The organism is Pedobacter steynii (genome assembly GCF_900103665.1).
GTDB classification, from domain to species: Bacteria; Bacteroidota; Bacteroidia; order Sphingobacteriales; family Sphingobacteriaceae; genus Pedobacter; species Pedobacter steynii.
Map to the genome: position 1 here is coordinate 138039 of NZ_FNGY01000004.1, position 25546 is coordinate 163584.

The following is a 25546-nucleotide window of genomic DNA, read 5'->3' on the forward strand; positions in this document are numbered from 1 at the left end:
ATCCAATAATTACTATCGAATATATCTATATGAAATAGTTAAAAGCTATTTCTTACTTAATCTCTATCCAAACTGGTCCGTGGTCACTCGTCTTTTCCCATCCCCTCACTTCCCGGTTTACTCCTGCTCCGATCAACCGTTTATCAATCTGAGGGCTCAAAAGAAAGTGATCGATGCGCAGTCCGGCATCACGGCCATAGGCGTTACGGAAGTAATCCCAAAAAGTATAAATGGTCTCTTCCGGGTATAGTTTCCGGATCGCGTCTGTCCATCCCTGATCTACAAGGGTTTTGAAAGCCTCACGTACTTCTTCCCTGAACAATGCATCGTTTATCCAGCGTTCCGGTTTATACACATCTTTTTCTGTAGGGATCACATTAAAATCGCCGGTAAGGATGGCCGGAACACCCTTATCCAACAGCTGTCTAGCATGCGCCGAGAAGCGTTTGAGCCAACCCAGTTTGTAATCGAATTTCGGACCAGGATAAGGATTGCCATTGGGCAGATAAAGGCAGCCGATTACGATATCATTGACGATCGCTTCTATATACCTGCTTTGCAGATCTTCCGGATCACCGGGCAACACACGGTGAACTTCTTTTAGCTCCGCCCCTGCAGAAAGGATAGCAACCCCATTCCAGCTTTTCTGTCCATGCCAGATCGCCTGATAACCGGCCTCATTAATTTCGGCCAGCGGAAACTTTTCCTGTGGCGCTTTCAGCTCCTGTAAGCATACTACATCTGGTTTTGCTTCCTTTAACCAGCGGAGCAGTACCGGCAAACGGCCATTTACCCCGTTTACATTATATGTCGCTATTTTCATTGGAATATAATTTGATTTTTATCGGTTATGAAGCTATCATAAGCTTATTCATTGCTTTTTGTAAGCGGTATGCTTATGATGGTTTCATCAGAATGTATTTTTAATTTTATCCCTGCCTGCTTACCATTTCGTTAATCCATATCGGTGCAAATGGTGAAGTACATCCCTTAGACACCGGATAATCACGATAAATACCTAATTTTTCTCCTATCGCCAGTGCCCTGTCCCGATGTTCCGGAAAGCAGATTCCAATTTGTGCCAGTGTGGTATTCATTGTCCATTGGACTTCAGGAGCTGCACCTGACATTTCAGATTCAATCCGATCCAGCAGTGCGGTAAGGTCTAAACCTTCAGGACTTCGGGCTACCCTTCCGGCGGTCAGGCTCCAGGCTGAACGTCCAGTCATGATGCCCTCAGATATCATCCACTTCTGACGGAGCGCTTCTTTATCCGGGTACTCCTTTACCACATAGGAATTGAGCCAATCCGCCAACTGGTAAAATTTTGCAACGCTGACCATCTCTTCCAATTCCATAGCACTGAGCTTTTTCGGGACCACAATTAATGTAGCTAATAGTCTTGCCTCCAGATTCCCGGTTTTCCATAAGTCTTTCGCTAACTCATGGTCGGTCTTTATCTTTTTTGCGATGGTCCGGAGATCTCCCATTTTTACACCAAACTGGTCATCACCGGAACCGTACTTTAGATTACGCGTACTTACGGACTCGTTGCCAAGGCCTTTTAGTTTTGTAAGAATTTCTTTAACCGTCATACTTTTCTGCCTAATAAGAAGATCGTTTTCATGCTTACTGTAAATATAAGTATTTCAACCTTCAGACCGATCAAACACTTTACAGGATAATATTCCTTTTAAAAGCACATCCCAGTTCCATAATAGAATCTGTTTTAGCAATACCCGAGATATTGTCGATTTTTTCATAAAGGATCTGCCTCATGTGTTCATGATTTTTGGCAATAATTTTTAGATATAAGGTATATCCGCCACTGATATAATAACACTCGGTCACCTCCGGAATTTTCTTTAGCTCTTCAATGATCCGGTTGGAGTCATGGTCTTTTTCGAGGGTGATCCCGGTAAAGGCGCCCCAGTCGTAACCAATCTTTTTTTCATCCAACACCGGTTTGATGCCTGTTAATATCCCTTGTTCGGTTAACCTGGATATCCGCTGATGAACCATCGTATTGGAAATGCCCAATGTAGCAGCAATCGCCGAATAGGCCATTCGTCCGTCTATTTCCAGCTGTTTTAATATTTGAATGTCAAATTCATCAATGTGGTCCATACCTGTATTTAATTATTTATTCTGCTAAACCGGTTCATCAGTGTTAAATGCACTTTTAAAACCCATAATAAAGTCAAATTAACTCTATATAGAACACAAAATAATAAATTTTATTATCTTTGCCCTAATAAACAGTCAATTATGAATATTTCAACAAAAATAAGTAAAAGCGAGGAGCTAATAGAAAAAGAAGAACGATATGGTGCACATAATTATCACCCGCTACCTGTCGTACTGAAAAAAGGAAAAGGCGTCTTCGTTTGGGATGTTGAAGAAATGAGGTATTATGACTTTCTTTCTGCCTATTCAGCGGTGAACCAGGGACACGGTCACCCGAGGATTATTAAAGCGCTAAAAGATCAGGCAGAAGAACTCACCCTGAGCTCCAGGGCATTTTATAATGACAAACTTGGTGATTTTGAAGAATTTGTCTGTAACCTCTTTGGTTATGACAAATCCCTGATTATGAATTCAGGCGTGGAAGCGGTGGAAACAGCCATGAAACTTTGTAGAAAATGGGCCTATCAAATCAAAGGCATCAGCCCTGATCAGGCTAAAATCGTCTTTGCCGAAGGAAATTTCCACGGCAGAACCATTTCTGTAATCTCTGCGTCCAATGATGAAAGTGCAAGGAAAGACTTTGGTCCCTTTGTAGGTGGAATCACCCATGTTCCCTATAACGATGCAGATGCTTTTGAAGCACTTTTAAAAACAGATAAAAATATAGCAGGCTTCATCGTGGAACCCATTCAGGGTGAGGCTGGTGTAGTTGTACCAGACGCGGATTACCTGGCGCGTATTAAAGCGCTTTGTCAGGCTTACAATGTGTTATTCATTGCAGATGAAATTCAAACCGGAATTGCCCGTACAGGCAGCATGTTGGCTTCCTACGAAGTCGATTCGGAAGAGAAAAGCAACCAACCTGACATTCTGATCTTAGGAAAAGCAATTTCTGGTGGCGTATTGCCCGTTTCAGCAGTACTCGCCAATGACGAGATCATGCTGACCATTAAACCGGGAGAACATGGTTCAACCTATGGAGGAAATCCTTTGGCCTGTGCCGTGGCGAGAGAAGCGATACAAGTCGTTATTGATGAGAATCTGGCCGAAAATGCACAGAAACTCGGGAAAATATTCAGGGCAGGACTAGAAAAAATTGCTACAAAAACGGACCTGATCCAATCGGTCAGAGGTAAAGGATTACTGAATGCAATTGTGATCAATTGTCCGGAAGAATCTGATATGGCCTGGGACATCTGCATGAAATTTAAAGAGAATGGTTTGCTTGCTAAGCCTACTCACGGAAATAAGATCCGCTTCGCTCCCCCATTGGTGATTACTGAAGCACAAATTATCGAAAGTCTGGACATTATCGAGCGGTCACTGTTAAGCGTTGCTTAATACTTTATGAAAAGAACGATAAATCTGGTAAAAAACAGATCTGATATCGGTGCCGGAACCCGGGGATCTGATATGGGAATAGATGCCATAGAAATTGCTGCAATTAACAAGGGCAGCGAGTACTTTAACAATTTCCGTACGCTGGATGTCGAGACGCATAACGAAACGATCTATAATAAAGACAGAAATACTTTTGCCATAAGAATCGAACATGTGCTGCAGCAATGTACACGGCTGGCCAATGCGGTGGAATATAGTTTGTCAGCAAACCACTTTCCACTTGTATTTTCAGGGGACCATTCCTCGGCGCTGGGCACAATTAGTGGCATAAAAACCGCATACCCGGATAAGATGCTCGGTGTGATTTGGATAGATGCCCATGCAGACCTGCATTCGCCCTATACCTCTCCCTCCGGAAATATACATGGCATGCCTTTAGCTGCAGCCCTGGCCAACGATAATCTGAATTGTCAGCAGAACCAAATTGCGGGAGACACAGTAGGGTTCTGGAATAATTTGAAAACCATCGGCACTCCTCAACCTAAACTGAAACCCGAACACCTGATCTATTTTGGTGTCCGTGATACGGAAGAACAGGAAGACCAACTCATTCAAAGTTTAGGGATCAAAAATTATAAAGTAGAAGAAGTACGTTTCAGAGGCCTGGAACTATGTGTAAAAGAGGCATTAGAAAAACTGGGCGACTGTGAGATGATTTACATTTCCTTTGATGTCGACAGTATGGACTGTGATCTGATTTCACTAGGTACGGGTACCCCGGTTTCCAAAGGATTTGATCCGCAAGAGGTCATTGCCATTATTCAAGCCATCATTTCTTCAGGAAAGGTCTTGTGTCTTGAAATTGTGGAGGTGAACCCATTGCTGGACAACAAAGGAAACAAAATGGCTGAAACTGCTTTCGAAATACTGGAACAAGTTACAGCATCCATCAGCGCCAGTCTTTAAAACGATAAAAAGGGCGTACCAGATGTACGCCCCTTCTCCACTACACTAAATTTTTAACGATTAGAAAGACATTTCCTACTTTTTCCTGTAGTTTGAGTATTCTGTGATGGTCTGAACAGTTAATGCCTGTCCAATAAATTTAGCTTGAATATTAAGGTCCTCGTTTACCGGAAAGTAACGTTTCGTCTCCTCATTCCGTGTGTATTTGGTCGTCATCTCTAACTTTTCAGCATTGAGAATTTTAATTTTCAGTGGCTTTTCATTCAGTGCCTGCACCTGCTCCAGTTTCTTGCTTTTGAGATTAATGGTCATGTATAACCTGCAGTCTTTCATAAAAGCAGCATCCTTCGGAAGAGAAAGGGCATCTGGTTTATAACTAACCACCAGACATTCTGCAGACTCATTTTCAATTCTGTAGCTCGCCTCATCAGCCTTGTTTGACGATTCCGGTTTAACTTTTCCTTTGCGAAAGGTTTTAATGTCTCCATTTGATGGAGATTTTCCATCCATAGAAACTACGGTCCACTGTGCTTCTTTTGGAAGGTCTGGATCAAACTTTGCAACGGTCACATTCGTTTTCCCTCCGGCTATTGTCGTTTGCCTGAAGTCGAAGGCGTAATCATCCGGTTCCTGAACATTGTTGGGATTGAGGATAGTAGCATCAATACCGTGTTTAGAAAAGGCATCCAATACTGCTGTTTTTTGGGCAGAAACGCTGAGTGTGGACGCCACCAGAACAAAAAGAGCAAATAAACTCTTTATCATACTACCTTCTCCTTCAAACTTCTTTGTGTTTGTGTTTTTCATTTTTCTATGTTGTTTGTTATGACTTTGATAGCGCAAAATTATAATGAACTCAGGCTGTTAAAAATTGAATCCTGAGCGAAACAACGAAAATGACAAGTGAAATGTAGATGGGCTGTATTGAAACGATTTTGAAATTAATAATCCAACCAGATTTTAAATAAAGGTGCCTTTGCCCTGCTGACGATCACCTCCTCTTCTTCCTGATTTTTCAGTTTGAGTTTCAACTTACCATTGAAAAAATTATGGACCTTTTCAATAGTGTTGACATGTAAGATATACTGACGGTTTGCCCTAAAGAAATTTTTGGGTTCCAACTCCTTTTCCAATATTTCCATGGTCTGTGGTACCACAATTTGTTCTCCATTCATCAGGCTTGCATAAGTAACGTTCAGATGAGCATAAAAAAAGGCAATATCCTCCACATTGATTTTTCTATAGCTATCCCTGTATGGCAAGAAGAAACGGGTCCGGTATTCTTTTGGCTGCATATGGCGGATGAGCTCCTCGATCAGGGGGGATTGCTGATAGGATTTCTGTAGAGAATTTTCAAACTTTATCATCGCAGTCTCCAGTTCTACCTCTTCAATCGGTTTAAGCAGATAATCTATGCTATTGTATTTAAATGCCTTAACTGCATATTCATCATATGCCGTGGTAAAAATCACCGGGCATTTTACATCCGCAAGGTCGAAGACGTTGAAACTTAGCCCATCAGCCAGTTGTATGTCCATCAGGATCAGATCGGGCGCTTCGTTTTTGTCAAACCAGTCGACCGTTTTTTTAACACTGGGCAAAACACCTGCAATTTCAATATCAGGTCTTATTTTGAGCATCAGCCTTTGTATACGGTCTGAATTGAGCTGCTCATCTTCCAAAATCAATATTTTCTTTATGCCATTCATTTGATGAGTGGTACTTTTATGGTAAATGTTTTGTCGTCTTTTTCTACGACAGGCTTTCTATCGCTTAATAAGGCATAACGACTGATGATATTTGTTAAGCCCAGCCCTGTAGAACCGGGCATTTTTATCAAAGGCAATAAGTTGTTGGATACGACCAGTTCATCATCGCTTGAATAAATGCTGATCACCAAAGGATCTTCTTCTTCCGTACGGTTATACTTTATGGCATTTTCAATGAACAGCTGAAGCGTAACCGGCGGGATCATCATATCGAGCCTGGATTCTTCAATCTCAATCCTAAAGTCGGTACCAGCCCCCATTCTATTGCGGATCAAAAAAAGGTAGGCTTCTAAAAATCTGAGTTCTTCACGCAGGCTGATCAGTTTTTTTTTGGAATTGATCAGCAGGTACCTATACACTTTTGCAAAATTCCAGGTATACTCATATCCCAGTTGCTGGTCCTTTAATATCAATTCCGAAAGTACACTCAGGTTATTGAAAACAAAATGTGGATCAAGCTGCAACTTAAGGGCCTGCAACTCTATTTCGGCCGCCAATTGCTTGCTTTGAGCAGCTTTTATCTCAAATTCGGCCGACTTCAGGGCCTCGGTTTTCCAATTCTTCAATAGAAAATCACCCGTGTTTAGTGCAGAGATCATCAAACCCCAAAGCAGGATTAAAATCAGGGTGTATGCTCCTTCTCTTAAACCTACATAGGGTGAAGGCATGGCCAAAAAATCCGCAAATATCAGAAAGACAATAACCAGGCATATGATAATAAACAACACGCCCAGGGTTTGGTACAACGCCTGGATCAGTAAGCGTTTTAAGGGGCTTACCATCCAGGAAATCCGCTTATTCAATCCCTTGTCTATGAAGAGGTTCAACTCCACTATGGCCGCGTAAAACAACAGGTTTACCAGAATGTCCGAGAGGATCCTTGAGGTTGGCATCGCCACATACTCCTGCCAATAGGAATAGGGAAATATGACGAATCCGGTAGCATAAGAAAATACACAAGTGAATACAATCATAAACACCCTCTTCATTATACTCCTTTTCATTATGCAGTTCTTTTTGACGATTTCAATAATGATTTTTAAATCGACCGGCAAAATTATGATTTAAAATCTGAAACTGATCCCCGCTGTGGCAATGCCTTTATAACCATAACCCAACTCCGCAAATGCGCCAATTTTTTTCCCTACCCTTAATCCAATCGGATTCACCTGGAAGGCAAATGACAGGGAATTGTCGCCATAGCGTTTGCCAGGAGACAGCTCTTTATCTCTGGCAACTAATACACCCGCAGCAGCAGTACCATAAAAAGTAAGCAAAGGTGTTTTTATATAGGCAAATTCTGCTGTGGGTAAGACCAACAGGTATTCTCCCCTTCTAGTATATTTTGTCGTTGTTTCAGCAATCGTTGTCTGATAATTTCTATCCATTTGCAGGTAGCTGAGGTCTGCACCAACTTTTACACGATCAGAAAGGCGGTATCGGTATCCAAGCTCAAACATGCCGAGCGACTTACTTTTGGTGTCTTTAATCTTAACACCAGTCAATCCGCTAACGATTGCATTCGAAAACGCATTTACAAGTCCCTCTCCAATAGTTATACCTGCTGCATCACTAATTCCGGCACGTATTTCATGTTTTTCTGTTTCCTGCGCAGTTGCGGCAAATGCTGAGATCATTAAGGTCAAAACGACAATTGATTTTTTCATTGTTTTTAAAATTTGATGTTTCATTTGAATCTTTGTTTTTTTCAATAGACACCTGTATTACCCAGGTTTCAATTCTAATACGCAGAAAGAATAAATACCCCTATGCCTTAAAATATTTTTTTAGTTTGTAAGTTTGGACCATTCTTACCAGGAAGGAATGCAGAGAGACCATACAGGATTTAAGGAGTTATATTACAGGGATTACCAGCAATTGTGTAATCATGCATTTAAATACCTTGGCGACCGGGATGAGAGTGAAGATATCGTCCAGGACGTAATGATCAGGTTTTGGGAGCTCAAAAAAGAAATGGTTCATGATCCTGCAGCGAAATACTACCTGTTAACAGCAGTCCGCAACAGATGTATCAATGTGCTGCGCAAAAAGGTCTACATGCTGTCGACCGAAGAGAATGAAATTGAGATTGCGGATACCGTTTATACAGAAAAGCCTGAACTAGACGTAGATCATCTTGTTGAACGTGCTTTTGAGCACTTATCACCCAAATGCGCGGAAGTTTTCAAACTAAGCCGCATGGGAAATTTAACCTATCAGCAGATTGCAGCCCAATTGAACATTTCTATTAAAACAGTAGAAAATCAAATGGGAAAAGCGATAAAGCACATGCGTAATTTCATTAGTCAGAATCCACTCCTTTCACTTGTTGTAGCAGTATTGATCAAATTGTTCATTAATTTCATAGGGGTTTTTAGTCGATCGGGGTTTAACTAATGAGTAGCAATATGGAAACAGAAGAAATCAACAGCTTGTTGGCAAAACATTTCGCGAAGGAAACAGACACTGCAGAAGAGCTGATTGTCCTGGAATGGATCAAATCCAATCCTGAGGAATACCTCTCCCTAAAAATCCTTTGGGCCGATAGCCATGTTGCGCAGCATCCACAACTATTCTCAGCAGATAAAAGCTGGGGAAAAGTAGCCGGCCAAATCGGCTTCGGTGAGCAATCGGCTCTGCCTTTAGTTAAACGCAAAAAGACTGGTTATTGGCTCGCTGCAGCTTCGATAATTGCCATCATATCCGTTGCCCTTTTCTTTTACGCAACTTCTTCTGTTACCCTAAGCACCCAACTGGCTGAAATTAAAAACATTACTTTAAGTGATGGAACCACGGTAACCTTAAATGAAAATTCACGCCTCAGCTATCCCCGTTATTTCTTCTCAAAAAGAAATATTGAACTCGAAGGGGAAGCATTTTTTGATGTGAAACACGATGTAAAAAGGCCTTTTAAAGTCCAAACCAAACAGTTCCTTGTGAATGTGCTAGGTACTTCCTTTTTGGTGAAAAGTATTGAAAACACCATAATCGTTAATGTCAAAAGCGGTAAGGTCGCTGTAAAAAATATAGGGAGCAAAGATCAGCTCACACTACTTGGAGGCGAAGGCGCACAGCTGGTATCCGGAGCCCTGCAAAAACAAACCCTCCGCGATGAGAACTACCTCGCCTGGAAAACAAAGGAACTTTCCTTTACTGATATTCCGTTAGCGGAAGTCTTCCGCACACTGGAGAACTACTATCATGTCAGGATTACCACAGATGGTACTCATCCATCGAACTGTAAAGTAACCACCAAATTTAAAAATGAAACATTGGAAGATGTGCTAAAAGAACTGGAACTACTTTTCGGATTTAACCACAAAACGAAGGGCAATACAGTTAGTATTTCAGCAATAACATGCCGCTAAAATGCTTAAATATTTATCCTGTTTATTCCTTTTTCTTTTTCTCATTTCGGGACATAAAAAAATATATGCCCAGGAAAAGAAAGGCCTCGCTGATCAGGAAATCAGGATAACGATAAGTGAAGGCACACTCGGGCAATACCTGAATGCGATTGTCGCCCAGGGTGTAAATCTATCCTACAGCAGTAACCAACTCCCGCTGGCCGACAAAATCAAATTAAACAAGGGCGTTTACAAGGCAGCTCAGCTACTGCGTCTCTTATTGTCCACTTATCCAGTGGAAATCAAAACAGAACGCGATAAGATCATCCTCTATGTTCCACAGCCACAAGCCGCAAGCTCCCATACCCTTAGTGGTTTCATTTATTCCGGCGATAGCATGGAAGCATTGCCCTACGCATCAATAAGAATTTCCGGAACAAATCTTGGAACGCAAAGCAATGAATACGGCTTTTATACGATCGAACTGCCAACAGGCATCAATTATCTGCAGCTGAGTTATTCAGGATATCGTACCCTCAGGGATACCATTAAGATCAGCGGGTCAAAAGTCCTCAACTTCAGTCTTCAACCCGGATTATTCCTGGCCGAAGTGAAGATTAGCGCGCCTAAACTTACTGAAGGAGCAACAGAGCTGCAAACGATCAACCTGAAGACCGTCGGTGATTTGCCCATGGCATTGGGAGAAACGGACCCACTGAAAGCAATCCAGTTAAAAGCTGGCGTAACCGGCGGATTAGCAGGAGGAAATATGTACGTACGTGGCGGAAGTCCGGATCAAAATCTTGTGCTCCTGGACGGCATACCTGTTTATAATTACAACCATTTCACCGGGCTCCTGTCTATCTTCAATAACGACGCCGTAAAACACATTGACTTTTATAAAGGAGCCTTTCCTTCCCGTTACGAAGGCCGTTTATCATCGGTAATCGATGTAAAGACCAAAGACGGAGATATGCAAAAATACCATGGTGCCGTGAATATCGGTTTATTGACCAGCTCTGCCATGATTGAAGGACCATTAATCAAAAATAAGATCTCTTTCTTAGCCAGTTTCAGAAGAAGCTGGGTTGATGGCCTTACCTATCTTTTGACCAAAGGAGACAATGGGCTAAAATATTACCTGTACGATGCGAACCTCAAAATCAATTACTGGATTGATTCGACCAGCCGTATTTATCTGAGTGCCTACAAGGGCAGCGACCGGTTCAGGCTGAATCTCTCTGATGATAAAACATCAGCGATCGGCTTAAACTGGAGTAATCAATTGCTTTCCTTCAGGTGGAATAAAGTACATAGCCCCAGGTTGTTTCACAACAGCACACTCTCCTATAGCGAATTCAAAAATCAGCTGGAAGATCAGGATCAGAATGGAGATCGTCAGTTCAACAAAATAACTGACATCGGCATAGACAACGACCTGAGTTATAGCTGGAACAATACCGTAAAAAGCTATTTCGGAATCAAGGCAAAACTGACCCGGTTTCAGTCGGCACCAGACGCTGAACTCCAGTCCGATATAGAGGACCAACACTCTGTACATCTACAAGCCTATACAGACAACGATGTCGATATTTTGCCTCAACTCAAACTAAGGGCCGGCTTACATTATACTGCTTTCATCACCAGCGGAAAAACCTACCATTCTTTTCAGCCCCGCACAAAATTAACCTATACCGCCAATGATCAGCATCAATTTTACGCATCATACGCGATCATGGCGCAGTTCTATCACCAGATTACGATCAATGCCCTCTCTCTTCCAAACGAATTCAGGGCGCCAAGTACTGCCGAACTGCCACCTCAGCAATCGGCGATCTATGAAATAGGATACCTGAACCATCTCCCTTCTTCAGGACGAATCGGTATCCAGTTCTACAGAAAAGATTTTTCCAACCTCCTGATGTACAGGCCACAACAAAATGCATTAGAAGGGCAACTGGCCGGTAATTGGAGAGACCGCCTGATCAGTGGAAAAGGTCATAGTCAGGGCGTCGAGATTGAATATGCCCAGGACTTTAAATGGCTTTCTGTTCAGGCCTCCTATACACTCTTTAAAACGATGTTTATTTTTGATCAGGTCAACAATGGAAAAGCATTTAAAGCGCCACACGACATCCGGAACCAGTTCAACACGGCAATTACGGTAAATTTAAGTTCTAAATGGAGCTGCTCAACGCTATTTACGTATAGCAGCGGAATGCTGATTACCCTACCCGGATACGCCTTGCCTGACCTCGACCATGTACTCTCCGGAACAGCAAAAGATGCCCCAACCTATTTGTATGCTACCGAACCAAATAATTATAGGCTTCCGGCAAATTACGGCCTGAACATTGGCGCAGTATACCAAACCAAATTCCGGGCAAGACAACAAGGAAGATTACATTTTGGAATCAATAATATTTTAGGAAAACCCCGGCCTTTTCAAGTGAATGCAAGCCTGGAAAACAACAAAATAAATGTCACGCAGATCATACCCTTTAAATTATTACCATATGTGGGCTACTCGTATTCTTTTTAAATGGCCGGTTTTATTACTGTTGATATCAGTATTTCTTATGAGCTGTGAAGAAACCATCACGCCGAAGCTTCCGGAAGAAAGCAAAATAGCCGTAACAGCTCAACTTACTTCAGGACAAGCTCCTGTATTGCATATAGTTGAAATAAATAACATCAACAAACAGGAAAGCCCAAAAACGATTGAAAATGCGGAAGTATCTATTCAGGATGTGCAGACTAAAGAAATATTTTCCTGTTTGCCGCTGAGCGATGGATATTGGAAAAATGAACGTTTCCAGGCGCAACCGGGTAAAACCTATCAGCTAAATGTAAAAACAAAAAACCGGGAAGTTAACGCGGTATGTACAGTTCCCTCCTCATTTACAACGAGTGCCGAACGGAGTGATGATCAGAACGAAAGCACCATCACACTTCAGTTGCCTGTACCCAACCTCAGCCCACTTGTCCTTACCATGGAAGCCAGGACTTACCGCATGGAAGGCACAAATATCGTTTACCTGAGTAACTGGGAAAAGGTGAACATGAAATGTAAAGATGCAGCAACAGACAATATTCGGTACCAGGAATTGCCTGCACCTTATTCAAAGCTTTTTCTCCCTGCCAAAACAACAATCAAACAGTTGGTCTTCTCTCCCGAATATCAAAATGGATTGAGAAAATTCAGGGTACATGTCAAATCTGTGGAACCGGTCTATTACAAATACCTTTATGATTACGAATACCTGAAAAACAATAACTCCAATGGGGCGAATTCCTATATCGGCCTGCAAAGCAATATCAACAATGGCCTGGGCATATTTGGGGGAGTTTATGAAAATGTAATAGCGCTTTAGTAAAAAAGGGCGTACCCTAAATCAGGATACGCCCTTTAAAACATTAAACTGAATTTCTAGCGCCTGGACGTAAAAAACCTTAGCCCCAGTTCAAACGAGCTGCCCAGCGTACCTCCGCTAAAACCATCACTCCCTGAATTGTAAGCGCCGGAAATCTGAAAAGCATCCAGCACCTTAAAGCCAATTCCTGCGGTTACACTTTTATTGGAATGGTACAAGCCATAGATATTAATCGTATGCTGCACAAAATCTACATTTGCACCCGCATCGATAATGCTTTTCATTCCTTTAAAACTACGAAAGGCAACTTTAGGTTCCAGATGAACAGGATCGCTGGCATTACCGAAGCCCAATTTATAAGCCGCAGAAGCAATAAAAGTACCCTGACTCAATACCGTTTTTTCCTTATCCCTTAACGTAGAAACCAAATTCGGGCTTACCGCCTGAAGCGTTAAACCATCGTACTGAAAAGCAACGCCGAAGTCTGCTTCGAACTGCATTTTACGGTCATTAAAGTTGTAAAGCATTTCATCCGAAGGATCACCGATAATCTGGTTGGCATTAAACCGTTCCTGAATCCCCCCTGCTGAGATCCCAAAATGAAGGCTTTGATTTTCCTGATTTAGTTTTACCTGATAGGCATAACTCCCCATGATTCTCGTCGTGCTTAAGGCCCCAATCTTATCCAGTGATAAATTGAATCCAACTCCAACGGCATCGCTCAGCCCATAATCAGCGGTAAAGGACATGGTTTTAGCCCCATTGCTTACCGAGGTTGATTCCCTGTTATATGCCGTATTGATGTTGAGTTCAGTTGACCTTAACCCCGCCATTGCAGGATTAAGAAGGTATTGATTTTGAAAATATCCTGTCCCAAAACTGCTGGTCTGGGCATAGGCTGCTATCGGCACACAAAAAGCCATGGCCAGCAGCAATAACAGGAATAATATAGTTTGAATTTGATTTTTCATTTCCATTCTTATTTAATGATCGTTAACACACCAGTTTTTGGCTTATTGCCGTCATTTGTTTCAATCACATAATAATATCCGCCCTGCGGTAAAGCAGCACCGTTGTAACTGCCATCCCAATCGTTGTTATAGTTCTTTCTGCTAAATACCAGACGCCCCTGACGGTCCATTACCTTTACTTCATTATCTGCTAATTTTTCGATTCCCCAGATCATCCAGGTATCGTTCTTGCCATCCCGGTTTGGCGTAAGCACGTTTGCGACCACCAAAGAATCCTGTGGCGATAACACGATACTGGCAGTTGCTGTACATCCTGTTGGTGTCGTTGCAGTCACGGTATAAGTGGTTGTGCGTTTAGGCCTTACCAACAATTTAATCCCGTTTCTTGCCCCATCAATTCCATCTGCATCCGCCCATTCGTACCGCGTCTGATCAGGAAAATCAGTACTTGCCGTTAAATTCACCGAGGTGTATCTGGACAAGTTACCCGTGCCTTTATCGGAGGCTATTTTAACGGTAAATGGCGTAAAATAAACCTTCACCAGGAACTCTGTACTGTCTGACGCAAATCCTACCGTCCCTCCGTCATCTTTAACAGTAACCATAACCAGAGCCGAATCACCAGGAACAGCCAGTCCGGTTGTCGTTACTTTATAATTGACGATGCCATTCGTTACCACCGGATTAAAGGAATACGCAGAAAAGAATTTCTTACTCTCCTCATCACCCGCCTTAACCCCGGTTACCGTCAGTTTCTGAATCTTTTCAAAAGCAGGACCAGGTGAAACGCCATTAAAGGCCAGACTATATTCCCCTGTTCCTGTGCAAATTTTACGTGGAATAAGCGGGGAAGTTGTTAACGGCGCGGTATTGATCCCTGTTGTCAATACTTTTAACACATTGGAATAAGCAGATTTCGTTTTGTCTTTCAGCGCAGCGACTCTATAGTAGAAATACGTTCCCGGCCATACCGTCTGATCAATATATGTACTGGTATTGGCTGCTAACGTTTTGACTTCCTCAAACAAAACTTGATCTCTGGATCTTTCCAGCAAGAAGCCCGTTTCATCTTCGGAGCGGTCTTTCCATTGCAAGCTGATCTCTGTATCTTTTATCGCAGTGGCGATTAAATCTGCCGGAATCAATGGCAAGCCAGCGGTAGCCTGTGTTTTACCTGTGGCTACATTCGACCATCCGGATACTGCAGTTGCTCTTTCCCCTACTGCCTTTAAACGGTAATAATAAGTAGCACCGTCGTACAGATGCTGGTCTGTAAAACTTGCGACGGTGCTCTCGAGCGTATCAATCGCTTCATAAAACAGTCCATCCTGTGAACGCTGTAAAATCAGTTCTTTTACTGGTATCGTTTTATCTTGTGTCCAGCTCAGGCTGATCGTATTTATAGTACTTCCCGTAACCGCTAAATTAGCAGGAATGTCCGGAGAGCCCGGATCCAGCCCCATGATCTGCCATTCCGACATCTGGTAACGTACAATATCCGAAGAGCCGTTATTTGAGGTAAAGGCGATGCGATAAAACTTAAAAGCCTTTGTTCCGGGACTGCTTAACTGGTAGCTGTAGGTGGTGATCCTTTCCGCAGCTGCGCCAAGCTGGTTGGTTCTCGTATCCAATACCGTCCATGCTGCGTTATCGTCTGAACCTTCAAATCTCCAGTTCTTAGGATCTCTCCCCGAAGCATCGTTTGCCGTGCTCAACGTATAACCAGTTACCACATATGCGCCCTTAGGCTCGTATACTGCCGATAAATTTTGTCCTGTCTGCGCCGCAAAGATCAGCCATTTGGTAGCAATGTTATTGTCGATAAATTTGGAAGAGCCTTCCCCGCCATTTGCGCCGCCAGTATTCTCCGCACTGACGGTCAGCTTTCCACCATCATCGGTAATATCGGCCGGAAGCCCCTTAATGCTATTCGTTGTTACTTTTACGACCGCAGAATAAGGCGAAGTTCCTGTATAATTATAAGCCCTTACACGATACCAGTAAGCAGTATTTGGCGTTAAGGATTCTTCAGTATAAGCCGAGACCGACTTATTGACCTTACCCATTGGCGTGAAATTCGTTCCATCAATTGACTTTTCCAGTTCAAAACCACCTTCGGTGTTGAAAGCCAGTGTCCATGACAGCATCGCCTGCGTTCCTGTAGGTGCTGTCACCTGCAATACAGGGGCAGTCAGGAGTGCATCATTGATTGTGGTGATTTTACGAACCGTAGAATATGGCGAGGTCGAGATGTCATTTTTCCCTCTTATCCTATACCAATAAGCCGTATTGTGGGCTAACGTGGCATCTACATAGGTCGTTACTGCTTTACTTACACTTTGCAAAAGCGTAAAATCAGTACCATTCGATGACCTTTCCAGTTCAAAAGTACCCGGACCACCAATAGGTAAAGCCCATGATAAATTTGCCGTTGAGCTTAAGGTTGTCGATGCGGTTGCGGTCAATGAGGGTGCTGCGACAATCACGTCATTGGCCGTAATAATTTCTTTTACCACAGAGTATGCCGAATACACCTCTCCTTTTTTCGCTCTGATCCTGTACCAGTAAGCGGTGTTACGCTGTAAAGTTTCCTCCGCATAAGTCAGCACTAATTCGTCCATAGTTTTAAGCAAGGTAAAGTTGACCCGGTCTGTAGAGCGTTCCAGTTCATAACTCCCTACACCTCTGATCTCCTTTGTCCATGAAAGATTGGCTAAATTGCCAACACTGCCTGCCGTAGCGGTAAGTGTTGGTGCACTAAGCCCATCACCATAGGCTGATATTTCGTTAATCACCAACAGACTGCCTTCCAACCCTTTGAAAGTAAACTTGTAATACATATAACTTGCAGTATGGGTTGTTGCTGCATTGATTGCGGTTGCTGAACCAGTTTTGGTATCCAAAACTGTCCATGCCGTTCCATCAGCAGAACCAGATAATACCACTGTTTTAGCCGAGTAAGAAGGCGCAAAAAAAACAATTGAATATTCACTAAGCTTTTGAGGCGTCAGGCACTGAAATGTAATGTCAATCTGGTCTGATGCCGGCTTTGAGAAATAGGAAAAATTAGAAAGATTCTCATCATTAAAATTACTAAAAGTACCCGAAGAAAGGGCTGCCGATGCAGTAATCGTTACATCGCCCGCCCGGAATATATTTTTTTGTGCCATGATTACTTTCGCCGGCAGCAAAAGCGCCAGCAAAAAGAAAATCCTTATGAATTTTATATTCATGATAAATAAGTTAAAAGTATAAGATATTACATGTTGACATCGTCATTTTCCCTGCGGTCTACACAGCCAGGTATTTCTACCACGTTTTGCTCCTTCACCCCTTTTACATAGCCCTTAAGCCTATTCAGGTAATCATTTGGAAACATATTGAAATCAAACATCATGATCCCTTTATAGCCTTGCTGCATCCTCGCCCTGAGTGTTGCCTCATCATATCCACCTCCCGAAAAAGGCTTGGTGCTTGGGATAAGTTTTTCTACAGGAAAACCTGCTGATCCTGGAGATGGGGTTTCCGGATAATAGGCAGAAGAACCGGCATCGGCTACATCGCCCATGCGTTTGCCAAGATATGAAGACGAGGTAGCACCCCCATAGATGTAACAATGCACAAACTTATCCGGTAACAGGCGTTTCACTTCAGAAACCACCATCACAAAAGACTCGTTATTGGCGTAGGCAGGACTCTCAGAATATTCATCATCAAAATCTATGGCATCCAGTCCTAAACGGCGTATTTCTATGGCCACATGCTGTGCAAATTCGGTCGCCTCCTGTAGGTTCCTGAAATTCCGGAAGCCCGCAGCGTCATGATTGCCAAGTAAGGTCATCCCGACTTTAATCCCCTTGCCTTGCACATACCTAATGTAACCTTTGTTAATTAGCCCCTGCACTTGTCTGTTATAAGTGATCTTTACCTTTTTTGTTGAAGGGTCTATATTGATGTTTGGTGCAAATACCCAGGCCAGGTCAATTACCGGCTTTCCTTCGTCATTTAAAAAGCAGGTCACGTTTTTAAAGGCCCTGTTGTTTACCTCTACGTAGGCAATGAGCAGGTTCTTTTTGCCGGCCAGGGAATTCTTATCGTCTTTATTGCCGGAAAGCAATTTTGCAAGCTCGATGGAATCTTTTTTCTGTTTGGCAATCTGTTCAATTCGCTCCGCTGTCCAGCCATCCTGTTGAGTTTCCGGTTTATTCTTGATATCCGGGAATTCCTGTTCTGTTTTTACTTTGCGACACGATGATACCGCGATCAATAGTAAAAAAGCAACTATATATATATTTTTCATAACTCTATATTTTAAGCATTGTTATTTATCCCACCACACTCTTTTGCTCAGGTCAAGGTCGTTTCCGCCCAACCTGGCTACTGCTTCATTATAATTCGCCGCATTGTAGGAAGCTTCCCTGTTCGGATAATTCAAACGCCTTGGAATTACTCCATTGGTCCGGTTGCCCGGATAGTTTACCGGTGTCAATACCGGATATCCACTGCGCCGGTAATTGGCCCATGTTTCAGGGAAATTAAACAGCGTGGCTACCCAATATTGCATATTGATCATCTCCAGAGATTTCTCCAGGGTACTTTCATCCAAAGGATGTGCGGTGGCAAAGGTTTCCACCTCTGTTCCCATCGTCAACATCCCGTTCAGCTGCTCCAAAGATTTCATCGCAGATACCAGCCCATTCCGGTAATGGTCTTTTGCGGAAACTCCACCTACATCCCAACCCCTTGCTTTTGCTTCAGCCAGCAACAATTCCGTTTCTGCGTAAGTCATTACAAATGCAGGGAAAGTTGGTTGCGCAAATACTTTACTCAATGGCCTTGCGTAGTTCCCTAAAGGCGAAGCATTGTTGCCTTTACCTGTTGCTCCCGGATATCCCGGTGCCGTTTCTATGCTTCTTACCCCATTGATGTCATAACCATTTGGCATGCCCATTGGTACTTCATTGACTTTTCCCGGAGGTGCTGGTTTGGTTTGCGTATATCCAATCGCAGGTCTGGTTAAGTCGTTGTTGAACACCATTCCGGTATCCGACTTTTCGGTGATCACATATAACCTTGGGTCATTGTTGTTTTTGAGGAAATCGATAAAGGTCTTAGACCACCTCACCTGTCCGAAGGTCACCGCATCCCCAAACCAGGAATTCCCCGATTTGTTTTTGCGTTCTTCCGCTGTTCCGTTAAACCTCAGGATCGCATTGTCTGTAAAATCTTTAAAAGTTTTATCCTTGGTTTTCTCTGCATAGGCACGTGCCATCTCCGGATGTGCTTTGGTCAGGCGCATCGCTACCCTCAGCATTAAAGAATAGGTAAACCGGGTCCATTTATCAATATCGCCGTCATAAAACACATCTCCGGTCATCTTTACTTTAGTTCTATCCAGTTTCCCAGCTGCGTCTTCCAGCGTAGCCAGCATGTCTTTATAAATGTCGGCTTGCAAATCATACTTCGGATACAGCGTACCATTTTTTTGGGAATAAGGAATATCTCCATAAATATCGGTCATGCGCTGCATCGCCATCACCCGCATAATGCGACTCACCTGGATCAGGTTGGCATATTTTACCGGATCTTTCTTTTCTGCAAGCTCCTGTGCTTCGGCAAATAAACCCGCTGCAATCTGTCCATCCGCAAAAAAGCGGTCATTGTAAGAGAACAATTGGGAGCTGTACTTATCTCCTGCACTATACGAAGTTTGTGTAGCCGTCGAAGCCAGGACCTGCATCATTGGTGCCAGTTCATACAATTGAAATTCTGTGATGTTCCCATAGTTCAGCTGCCCTGAGGTCAGCAGGTAGTTCGGATCCATATTTCCTTCATTGGCTTTTGTAGGATCCCGGTTCAATTCCTCAAAACCTTTAGTACAACCAATGGTTAGAATTGCCATCAGGCATAAATAAAAAGCTATCTTTTTCATCCTTAATATTTTTTAACTGTTATACTATTTAAGTTTAATGTTCAGGCTCAGTCCATAATTACGGGTCTGTGGCAATCCGGCACCTTCCAATCCTGCATTTCCTGTTAGTGAGGAGAAAGTATCTTCAGGATCAAAGTTTTTGGTGTGCTTCATTAAAGTAAGCAGGTTTCTCGCCGCAAAGCTGATGTTCACAGCCGCAAAAGGACCGTTCTTTAACAAGCTGACTGGCAATGTATAACCAAACACTACCTGACGTAATTTTATAAAGCTGCCATCATACACTGTAACAGAAGAAACATTTTTCACCAGGCCAGGATAATAGTCCTGCGCAGATACTACTTTGGTATTTTCCTTTCCATCTTCCGTTACCCCTTTCACTACGATACCCGTTTCCCTGCCTTCCAGTGTCTTCTTGTTTAAGCCATAGTACGTGCTCAGGAAATCTGTTGCCGAAAGCACCTTGCTTCCAAAGCGATAATCGATCAGGAAGGAAAAGTTGAAAGCCTTATAACTAAAGTTGTTGTTCAAACCACCGTAATATTTAGGTAATCCTGAGCCCATTGGCTTAAAATCTCCCCTTACCGGGATGCCGTCAATTCCGACCACAATATTGCCATTGGCGTCATATTTATAATCATAAGACATGATCTGGGCGAGAGGCAAACCTACCACTCCATACACACCAGAACCATTAGAATATGGCCCTACTGTAGGTCTGTACTGTCCTTCATTTGCATTCTGGATCCTTGTAGCTACACCATCAATGTTAAGTAGTCTGTTCTTGACCAGGGAGAAGTTAAAGGAAACATCCCAGTTAAAATCACTACGCTGAATTGGGGTACCATTCAGCGTTAATTCCAGGCCTCTGTTTTGTGTAGATCCCAGAGGGATATAAGTAGATGAATAACCACCAGATGCCTGACTGATCTGCTGAGAAACCAGCTCATCTTTCGTTTTTCGGGAGAAATAAGAAGCCACCAAGCCGAGTCTGCCGCCGAATCCTTTTAGTTCCAAACCTGCTTCCAGCTCCTGCATCGTATAAGGATTCAGATTTTCCGGCAGTATTTCAGTTGCCAGGTTTACGTAAGGTTTACCCTCAGTGGTTCCGTTCGCAATGGTATAATATTTTGCATTCTTAAAGGGCAAGGCCTCCCCGCTTGTTTTCGCATAGGCCAATCTTAGTTTCCCTAAAGTCAAGCCTGGGATTTCAACCAGGTTGCTGAATATAAAACTACCACTTACCGATGGCGTAAAAATGCCTTTTGTGGTCGTACTGAAACGATCGTACCTTCCGGTATTGCTGATGGTCAGGAAGTTTTTATACGTAAAATCCAGGGTATAATAAGCCGAATTGGTTTGCAACCTGTTTGGCGAAGGATACAAAGGATTTACAATCGTCAGGTTGGAAGGATCATAGAAGTTTGGGATTTTCCATTGTGAACCCGAAACACCCACCTTTTCAAAATTAAACTTCCTGATGTTTCCACCTATTGCTGCGTCCATGCTCAGCTCAGGTAATAATTTTTTAGTGTATCCGGCCAATACATCGAGGTTCAATTCGGTCGTTGTGGCGTCCGAGAGTTCCTCGAGTTGTCCGTTCGGATTATAGCCGATTCCTGTAGGTTCTATCTTTCTCGTATGATCAGCAGTGTAGTCGTAACCCAAACGGGTCTGTAGATACAGCTCCTTAGTAAAATCATACCTCAATGCAGTAGAAGAAATCAAGCGTTTTCTCCGGGTGTTTGCAATTACTTTATCAACCACAAACCAGGGATTGGGGATATAACCACCATTTCCAAGGTGATTTTCATTACCGGTAGCAGGATCATAAATGAGCTTCAGGTAATCCGGACTCACATTTGCAGGCAATAGTCCCATGGTAAAATTCGGGTTCCGGCTCATGTCTCCGAGATTGGACCTCAACTTCACATCTTCATTTAGAAAGTTCATCATTGCGGTAAGCTTTAACTTGCTGATGAGCTCCTGGTTGATGTTCAAATTTCCTGAATAGCGCTTTAAACCACTATTCGGAATCACCGACTGGTTGTTGGATTGTGAAAGAGACATCCGCATATTGCCCTTTTCCCAGCCTCCTAAAAAGGCCAGTGTATTGGAAAATACTGCGCCATCTCTGTAAAATTTCCCCAGTTGATTTTCCACCGGAGCGTAGGGGTGCATCTGCCCATCCTGTCCGATTGCCGGCTCTCCGGTTAGTTTTGCGCCCCAGCCGTTCAAACTGGCAGCAACAAGATCCGCACCTGTCAATGGAATTTTTCCATTCAGGCCCTGCCCATATGCTTTTTGATAATCGGTATTGTCTACAATGGTGTTTAAACTAACATTCCCACTGTATTCGACGCCGATTCCTTTTTGTCCTTTTCCGTTTTTAGTGGTAATCTGAACCACACCATTAGCGGCTCTGGTTCCATACAAAGCCGAAGCTGCAGAACCGTTCAAAACCGTTACCGTCTCAATGTCGTCCGGATTGATGCTCGAGATTCCATCTCCCATATCCTGACCGCCATATACCCCGGCAGAACCCTTCTGGGTATTGTCCATCGGCACACCATCAATCACAAATAAAGGACTGGAAGCAGAAGAAAAGTTAGAAACCCCTCTGATCAGGATTCTGGCTGATGATCCGGGACCGCTGTTTACCCCGCTCACATTTAAACCGGCTACCCTACCCGTTAAGCTGTTCGCCACATTGGGTTCTTTAGCCTGGTTCAGCAGGTTTCCGTTTACATTGGTTACCGCATATCCCAGCTTTTTATTGTCCTTGCTGATTCCAAGGGCAGTAACGACCACTTCTTTCAGCTGACCAAGGTCTTCGAGTAATACAATGTTAATGAGTTTACGGTTGCTCACCGCTTCTTCAATTGGCTTAAAGCCGATGTAAGAAAACAGCAATACGCTCTCTCCTTCTGCCTGGATCAGGTAATTTCCATTTCCATCGGTGATGGCCACTTTCCCTGTTGACTTTACCTTAACAGTTGCACCAGGTATGGGCATGCCTTTTTCATCGGTCACCTTTCCCTTAATCTCGATCTGCTCTTTAACAGGAAGCTGGGGTATGGGTTCATTTTTTTCCTGAACAATGATGGTTTTGTTTTTAATCACAAAACTTAAACCTTGTCCTTCCAGTACTTTATCGATGGCCTGCTGTAAATCTGCATCTTTAAGGCTAATGCTTACCGGCTGAGCCCTTTTTAATAAAGACTGGTTCCAGATCACATGATAACCTGTCTGCAGACGGATCTTTTTAAATACCTGTTCTAATGAAGCATTTTTTTCCTGGAGGGTAACTTTCTGGGCCCTTGCTGCAAACGACAGTTGCAAAAAGACGGTGATCATTAAAACAAAGGCTAGTTTCATAATCAGCAATAGTTTGGGTACATAGCTTTTCAGCCCATGCACTAAGTGATAGTAAAAGTTCATACATTTGGTTAGGGTTAAAACGATTGTCCCTGAATTTTCAAGGATTGCAGGACAGCTCGTTAATTGTTTAATAGACAATGCTCTGTAAACCGGGATCAGTTGCGCAACAGCTGGTTCCGGTTTTCCAGATACTTAGTTTCTTTTTCTGATCTGATGTGGTTCGTTCATTTGGTTAGGTTTTTTGGTTTATATATTGGTTTGTTTAATGCTTTGTTTAATCAGGTGTTCCTTTGTTTAATCAGGGGCTTACGATCACCTTATTGCCAACTGTTTTAAAGTTGATTTTCCCGGCCAGGGCCAGTACATCCAATACTTCTTTAATATTGGTGAACTTGGATACACTTCCACCGATCACTACATTAGAGAAATCTCCTTTGTACTCCACTTCTACATTATACCATCTGGATACTTCTTTCATCACCTGAGTAAGCGGCTCATTGCTGAACATAAACTGACCGTTTTTCCAGGCAACAGCCTGTTCGGTATCTACGTTTTTAAGACTTAGTCCTGTTGGGCTTAAGCTGGACTGCTGGCCGGGTTTAAGAATGGCATTACGGGGGCGTAACAATCCAGAAACACGGACCAGCCCTTCCAGCAAAGTAGTTTTCGTATCCTGCTCATCAGGGTATGCGTTCACGTTAAAATGTGTACCCAATACTTCAACTTCCTGTCCGGTACTGGCAACGATGAAAGGCATCTTTATACCTTCCGTTTTCAATTTGGCGACTTCAAAATAGGCCTCTCCCCTCAACTCCACTTTCCTTTCTTTTTTATTCGCAAAGGTTACCGGGAATTTCAGCTTAGTCTCCGCATTTAGCCAAACCTTTGATCCATCAGGAAGGTTGATCTGATATTGTCCGCCTCTCGGTGTTTCAATCGTGTTGTATAGATTGCCAGGTTTGGCAGATTGCTGATCTGCAATGGTGTAAATGAGTTGTCCATTTTTGGTTTTGGTAATGGTGATGCCGGCCTGGTTGGCTAGTTGGCCATTTGCAGCATCATTCAGGGAGATTTTTGAACCATCTGCCAGTGTCAGGAAAGCCCTGTTACCACCGGGCCTGATCTCCGTTTTAGCAATATTTATGGCCGTTGGTGTTTTAGTCTTGTCTGTATTAAAGAAATATAAAGCGGCTCCCATCACCATGATCACACTGGCAGCAGCGGCGATACGTGGCCAGAGCGATGTTTTGGCTACTGGTTTTAAACGTTCTGTCCGGAAACCATGCTGAGCTACATTGTCTTCAATAGCATTCCACATCAGATCCAGATTTTGGTCTAAGTATGCAGGATCAAATGAGGATTCCTGTTCAACAGCATATTTGATATACCATGCATTCAGAAAGGCACTTTCTTCTTCTGTAAGTGTTCCGTTCTTATATTTTTCGATCAATTTGGATAGCTCTGTTTCCGACATATAGGGATGCTTATATAAGGCTAAGACATTTGACCAATCAGAAAGAGGTAGAGCGGAATGAAATTTATTTTTAAGACTGATTCCAGAGGATCAGCAGGAAGGAAACCACCTTAAGTTTTACCCTCAGAATCTTTAAGGCATAAACGATTTGTTTTTTAACAGTTTCTTCAGCAATGCCCATTCTTTGGGCGATTTCTTTGTTCGAGAGTTCTTCCCGTCTGCTCAAAATAAAAACTTCTCTCATACGGGCAGGCAGGTTCTGGATCTCCGCTTCAATCAGCCGGGCCATTTCCTTTTCCTGCACGGCAAGATCGGTAACGAAGCTACCTGCATTGTAAAGACCCAGCATTGCCTGCATATGTTTTTCAACATGTTTCTGGTGCAGCAGTAAATTGAGAATCTTGTGTTTAACGGAGCTGAAAAGGTAGGACTTCAGAGAAGTGCTGACACGCAGTTCTTCCTTTTTAATCCAGATGGCAGTGAATATTTCCTGGACCACATCCCTGGCCTGTTCGTCATCCTGCAGCATCCGGCGGGCATGTAAGAAAAGGACTGTTTTGTAACGTGAATAGATTTCAGCAAAAGCCAACTCATCCCCTTTTAAAAGACATTCGAGTAAATTACTGTCGTTTAAGCTGCTGTAATAAGCGTTTGTCTTCAAGGGTTTGTTTGGTAAAGGTCTGGAAAGCTATACATTTTTTTTTAGAAGTGCATAATCGTCATTTGTTGAAAGCAAGAAAAGAGGTCTATATCATCGCTATAAAATTCAACATTAACTAAACTTTAACACTGGTTAACTTTCGTTAA

The 25546-nt window shown here is 43.0% G+C and carries 20 protein-coding genes; 6 read left to right on the forward strand and 14 right to left on the reverse strand.

The genetic code is table 11. The annotated features are described in order from the left end of the window. Window positions 1-52: 52 nt before the first annotated feature. From xth to BLQ87_RS12865, 3 genes are all read right to left on the reverse strand, one after another. Window positions 53-823 (reverse strand): exodeoxyribonuclease III, encoded by a 771-nt coding sequence (gene xth, locus BLQ87_RS12855; protein WP_074607240.1) that lies wholly within the window; start codon window positions 821-823, stop codon window positions 53-55. Between the two features lie 106 nt (window positions 824-929). Beyond that, window positions 930-1595 (reverse strand): DNA alkylation repair protein, encoded by a 666-nt coding sequence (locus BLQ87_RS12860; protein WP_074607242.1) that lies wholly within the window; start codon window positions 1593-1595, stop codon window positions 930-932. Window positions 1596-1674: 79 nt separating this feature from the next. Then, the gene (locus BLQ87_RS12865; RefSeq protein ID WP_074607245.1) at window positions 1675-2127 is read right to left on the reverse strand and encodes an Lrp/AsnC family transcriptional regulator; all 453 of its coding nucleotides are present in this window, start codon (window positions 2125-2127) and stop codon (window positions 1675-1677) included. Between the two features lie 141 nt (window positions 2128-2268). Here BLQ87_RS12865 and rocD point away from each other — a divergent pair, with 141 nt between their 5' ends. Both rocD and BLQ87_RS12875 read left to right on the forward strand, forming a co-directional pair. Beyond that, entirely contained in the window at window positions 2269-3528 is a 1260-nt protein-coding gene (gene rocD / locus BLQ87_RS12870) for an ornithine--oxo-acid transaminase (protein WP_074607248.1), read from the forward strand. Window positions 3529-3534: 6 nt separating this feature from the next. After that, window positions 3535-4494, forward strand: coding sequence for an arginase (locus tag BLQ87_RS12875; protein ID WP_074607250.1), 960 nt, complete (start codon window positions 3535-3537; stop codon window positions 4492-4494). A 75-nt stretch (window positions 4495-4569) separates the two neighbouring features. Here BLQ87_RS12875 and BLQ87_RS12880 read toward each other — a convergent pair whose 3' ends face one another. From BLQ87_RS12880 to BLQ87_RS12895, 4 genes are all read right to left on the reverse strand, one after another. Next, window positions 4570-5301, reverse strand: a complete 732-nt coding sequence (locus BLQ87_RS12880) for a hypothetical protein (protein WP_074607252.1) — start codon at window positions 5299-5301, stop codon at window positions 4570-4572. Window positions 5302-5435: 134 nt separating this feature from the next. After that, window positions 5436-6203, reverse strand: a complete 768-nt coding sequence (locus BLQ87_RS12885) for a LytR/AlgR family response regulator transcription factor (protein WP_074607254.1) — start codon at window positions 6201-6203, stop codon at window positions 5436-5438. Further along, complete coding sequence (locus BLQ87_RS12890; protein ID WP_083361835.1) at window positions 6200-7267, reverse strand: sensor histidine kinase; 1068 nt, start codon at window positions 7265-7267, stop codon at window positions 6200-6202. Before BLQ87_RS12890 ends, BLQ87_RS12885 begins: the two co-directional genes overlap by 4 nt. 60 nt (window positions 7268-7327) lie before the next feature. Beyond that, window positions 7328-7930 carry an outer membrane beta-barrel protein gene (locus BLQ87_RS12895; protein WP_172664901.1) on the reverse strand — a complete coding sequence of 201 codons (603 nt, stop codon included), beginning with the start codon at window positions 7928-7930 and terminating at the stop codon, window positions 7328-7330. A 157-nt stretch (window positions 7931-8087) separates the two neighbouring features. Between BLQ87_RS12895 and BLQ87_RS12900 the strand changes: the two genes are divergently transcribed. From BLQ87_RS12900 to BLQ87_RS12915, 4 genes are read left to right on the forward strand one after another with little or no spacing between them, the layout of a single operon-like run. Then, the gene (locus BLQ87_RS12900; protein WP_143010430.1) at window positions 8088-8660 is read left to right on the forward strand and encodes an RNA polymerase sigma-70 factor; all 573 of its coding nucleotides are present in this window, start codon (window positions 8088-8090) and stop codon (window positions 8658-8660) included. 11 nt (window positions 8661-8671) lie between these two features. Beyond that, window positions 8672-9631, forward strand: a complete 960-nt coding sequence (locus tag BLQ87_RS12905) for a FecR family protein (RefSeq protein ID WP_172664902.1) — start codon at window positions 8672-8674, stop codon at window positions 9629-9631. Window position 9632: 1 nt separating this feature from the next. After that, entirely contained in the window at window positions 9633-12152 is a 2520-nt protein-coding gene (locus BLQ87_RS12910) for a TonB-dependent receptor (protein ID WP_074607261.1), read from the forward strand. Between the two features lie 37 nt (window positions 12153-12189). Beyond that, complete coding sequence (locus tag BLQ87_RS12915; RefSeq protein ID WP_074607262.1) at window positions 12190-12984, forward strand: DUF4249 family protein; 795 nt, start codon at window positions 12190-12192, stop codon at window positions 12982-12984. Between the two features lie 56 nt (window positions 12985-13040). Here the strand turns inward: BLQ87_RS12915 and BLQ87_RS12920 are convergent, their stop codons facing one another. The 7 genes from BLQ87_RS12920 to BLQ87_RS12950 form a co-directional block, all read right to left on the reverse strand. Then, entirely contained in the window at window positions 13041-13955 is a 915-nt protein-coding gene (locus BLQ87_RS12920) for a PorP/SprF family type IX secretion system membrane protein (protein WP_172664903.1), read from the reverse strand. Between the two features lie 8 nt (window positions 13956-13963). After that, on the reverse strand, window positions 13964-17188 hold the full coding sequence (locus tag BLQ87_RS12925; RefSeq protein WP_074607264.1) for a T9SS type B sorting domain-containing protein: 3225 nt from the start codon (window positions 17186-17188) through the stop codon (window positions 13964-13966). Between the two features lie 26 nt (window positions 17189-17214). Then, on the reverse strand, window positions 17215-18255 hold the full coding sequence (locus BLQ87_RS12930; protein WP_074607269.1) for a glycoside hydrolase family 18 protein: 1041 nt from the start codon (window positions 18253-18255) through the stop codon (window positions 17215-17217). Window positions 18256-18276: 21 nt separating this feature from the next. Then, on the reverse strand, window positions 18277-19887 hold the full coding sequence (locus tag BLQ87_RS12935; RefSeq protein WP_074607276.1) for a SusD/RagB family nutrient-binding outer membrane lipoprotein: 1611 nt from the start codon (window positions 19885-19887) through the stop codon (window positions 18277-18279). A 24-nt stretch (window positions 19888-19911) separates the two neighbouring features. Further along, complete coding sequence (locus tag BLQ87_RS12940) at window positions 19912-23262, reverse strand: SusC/RagA family TonB-linked outer membrane protein (RefSeq protein WP_172664904.1); 3351 nt, start codon at window positions 23260-23262, stop codon at window positions 19912-19914. 301 nt (window positions 23263-23563) lie between these two features. After that, window positions 23564-24739, reverse strand: a complete 1176-nt coding sequence (locus BLQ87_RS12945; RefSeq protein WP_074607278.1) for a FecR family protein — start codon at window positions 24737-24739, stop codon at window positions 23564-23566. Window positions 24740-24809: 70 nt separating this feature from the next. Next, entirely contained in the window at window positions 24810-25400 is a 591-nt protein-coding gene (locus BLQ87_RS12950) for an RNA polymerase sigma factor (protein ID WP_074607283.1), read from the reverse strand. Window positions 25401-25546: the final 146 nt, after the last annotated feature.

What these genes read in the sequence shown, in the direction of transcription:
- xth (WP_074607240.1), bottom strand. Translation starts at nt 823, where the DNA reads ATGAAAATAGCGACATATAATGTAAACGGGGTAAATGGCCGTTTGCCG.
- BLQ87_RS12860 (WP_074607242.1), bottom strand. Translation starts at nt 1,595, where the DNA reads ATGACGGTTAAAGAAATTCTTACAAAACTAAAAGGCCTTGGCAACGAG.
- BLQ87_RS12865 (WP_074607245.1), bottom strand. Translation starts at nt 2,127, where the DNA reads ATGGACCACATTGATGAATTTGACATTCAAATATTAAAACAGCTGGAA.
- rocD (WP_074607248.1), top strand. Translation starts at nt 2,269, where the DNA reads ATGAATATTTCAACAAAAATAAGTAAAAGCGAGGAGCTAATAGAAAAA.
- BLQ87_RS12875 (WP_074607250.1), top strand. Translation starts at nt 3,535, where the DNA reads ATGAAAAGAACGATAAATCTGGTAAAAAACAGATCTGATATCGGTGCC.
- BLQ87_RS12880 (WP_074607252.1), bottom strand. Translation starts at nt 5,301, where the DNA reads ATGAAAAACACAAACACAAAGAAGTTTGAAGGAGAAGGTAGTATGATA.
- BLQ87_RS12885 (WP_074607254.1), bottom strand. Translation starts at nt 6,203, where the DNA reads ATGAATGGCATAAAGAAAATATTGATTTTGGAAGATGAGCAGCTCAAT.
- BLQ87_RS12890 (WP_083361835.1), bottom strand. Translation starts at nt 7,267, where the DNA reads ATGAAAAGGAGTATAATGAAGAGGGTGTTTATGATTGTATTCACTTGT.
- BLQ87_RS12895 (WP_172664901.1), bottom strand. Translation starts at nt 7,930, where the DNA reads ATGAAAAAATCAATTGTCGTTTTGACCTTAATGATCTCAGCATTTGCC.
- BLQ87_RS12900 (WP_143010430.1), top strand. Translation starts at nt 8,088, where the DNA reads ATGCAGAGAGACCATACAGGATTTAAGGAGTTATATTACAGGGATTAC.
- BLQ87_RS12905 (WP_172664902.1), top strand. Translation starts at nt 8,672, where the DNA reads ATGGAAACAGAAGAAATCAACAGCTTGTTGGCAAAACATTTCGCGAAG.
- BLQ87_RS12910 (WP_074607261.1), top strand. Translation starts at nt 9,633, where the DNA reads ATGCTTAAATATTTATCCTGTTTATTCCTTTTTCTTTTTCTCATTTCG.
- BLQ87_RS12915 (WP_074607262.1), top strand. Translation starts at nt 12,190, where the DNA reads ATGAGCTGTGAAGAAACCATCACGCCGAAGCTTCCGGAAGAAAGCAAA.
- BLQ87_RS12920 (WP_172664903.1), bottom strand. Translation starts at nt 13,955, where the DNA reads ATGAAAAATCAAATTCAAACTATATTATTCCTGTTATTGCTGCTGGCC.
- BLQ87_RS12925 (WP_074607264.1), bottom strand. Translation starts at nt 17,188, where the DNA reads ATGAATATAAAATTCATAAGGATTTTCTTTTTGCTGGCGCTTTTGCTG.
- BLQ87_RS12930 (WP_074607269.1), bottom strand. Translation starts at nt 18,255, where the DNA reads ATGAAAAATATATATATAGTTGCTTTTTTACTATTGATCGCGGTATCA.
- BLQ87_RS12935 (WP_074607276.1), bottom strand. Translation starts at nt 19,887, where the DNA reads ATGAAAAAGATAGCTTTTTATTTATGCCTGATGGCAATTCTAACCATT.
- BLQ87_RS12940 (WP_172664904.1), bottom strand. Translation starts at nt 23,262, where the DNA reads ATGAAACTAGCCTTTGTTTTAATGATCACCGTCTTTTTGCAACTGTCG.
- BLQ87_RS12945 (WP_074607278.1), bottom strand. Translation starts at nt 24,739, where the DNA reads ATGTCGGAAACAGAGCTATCCAAATTGATCGAAAAATATAAGAACGGA.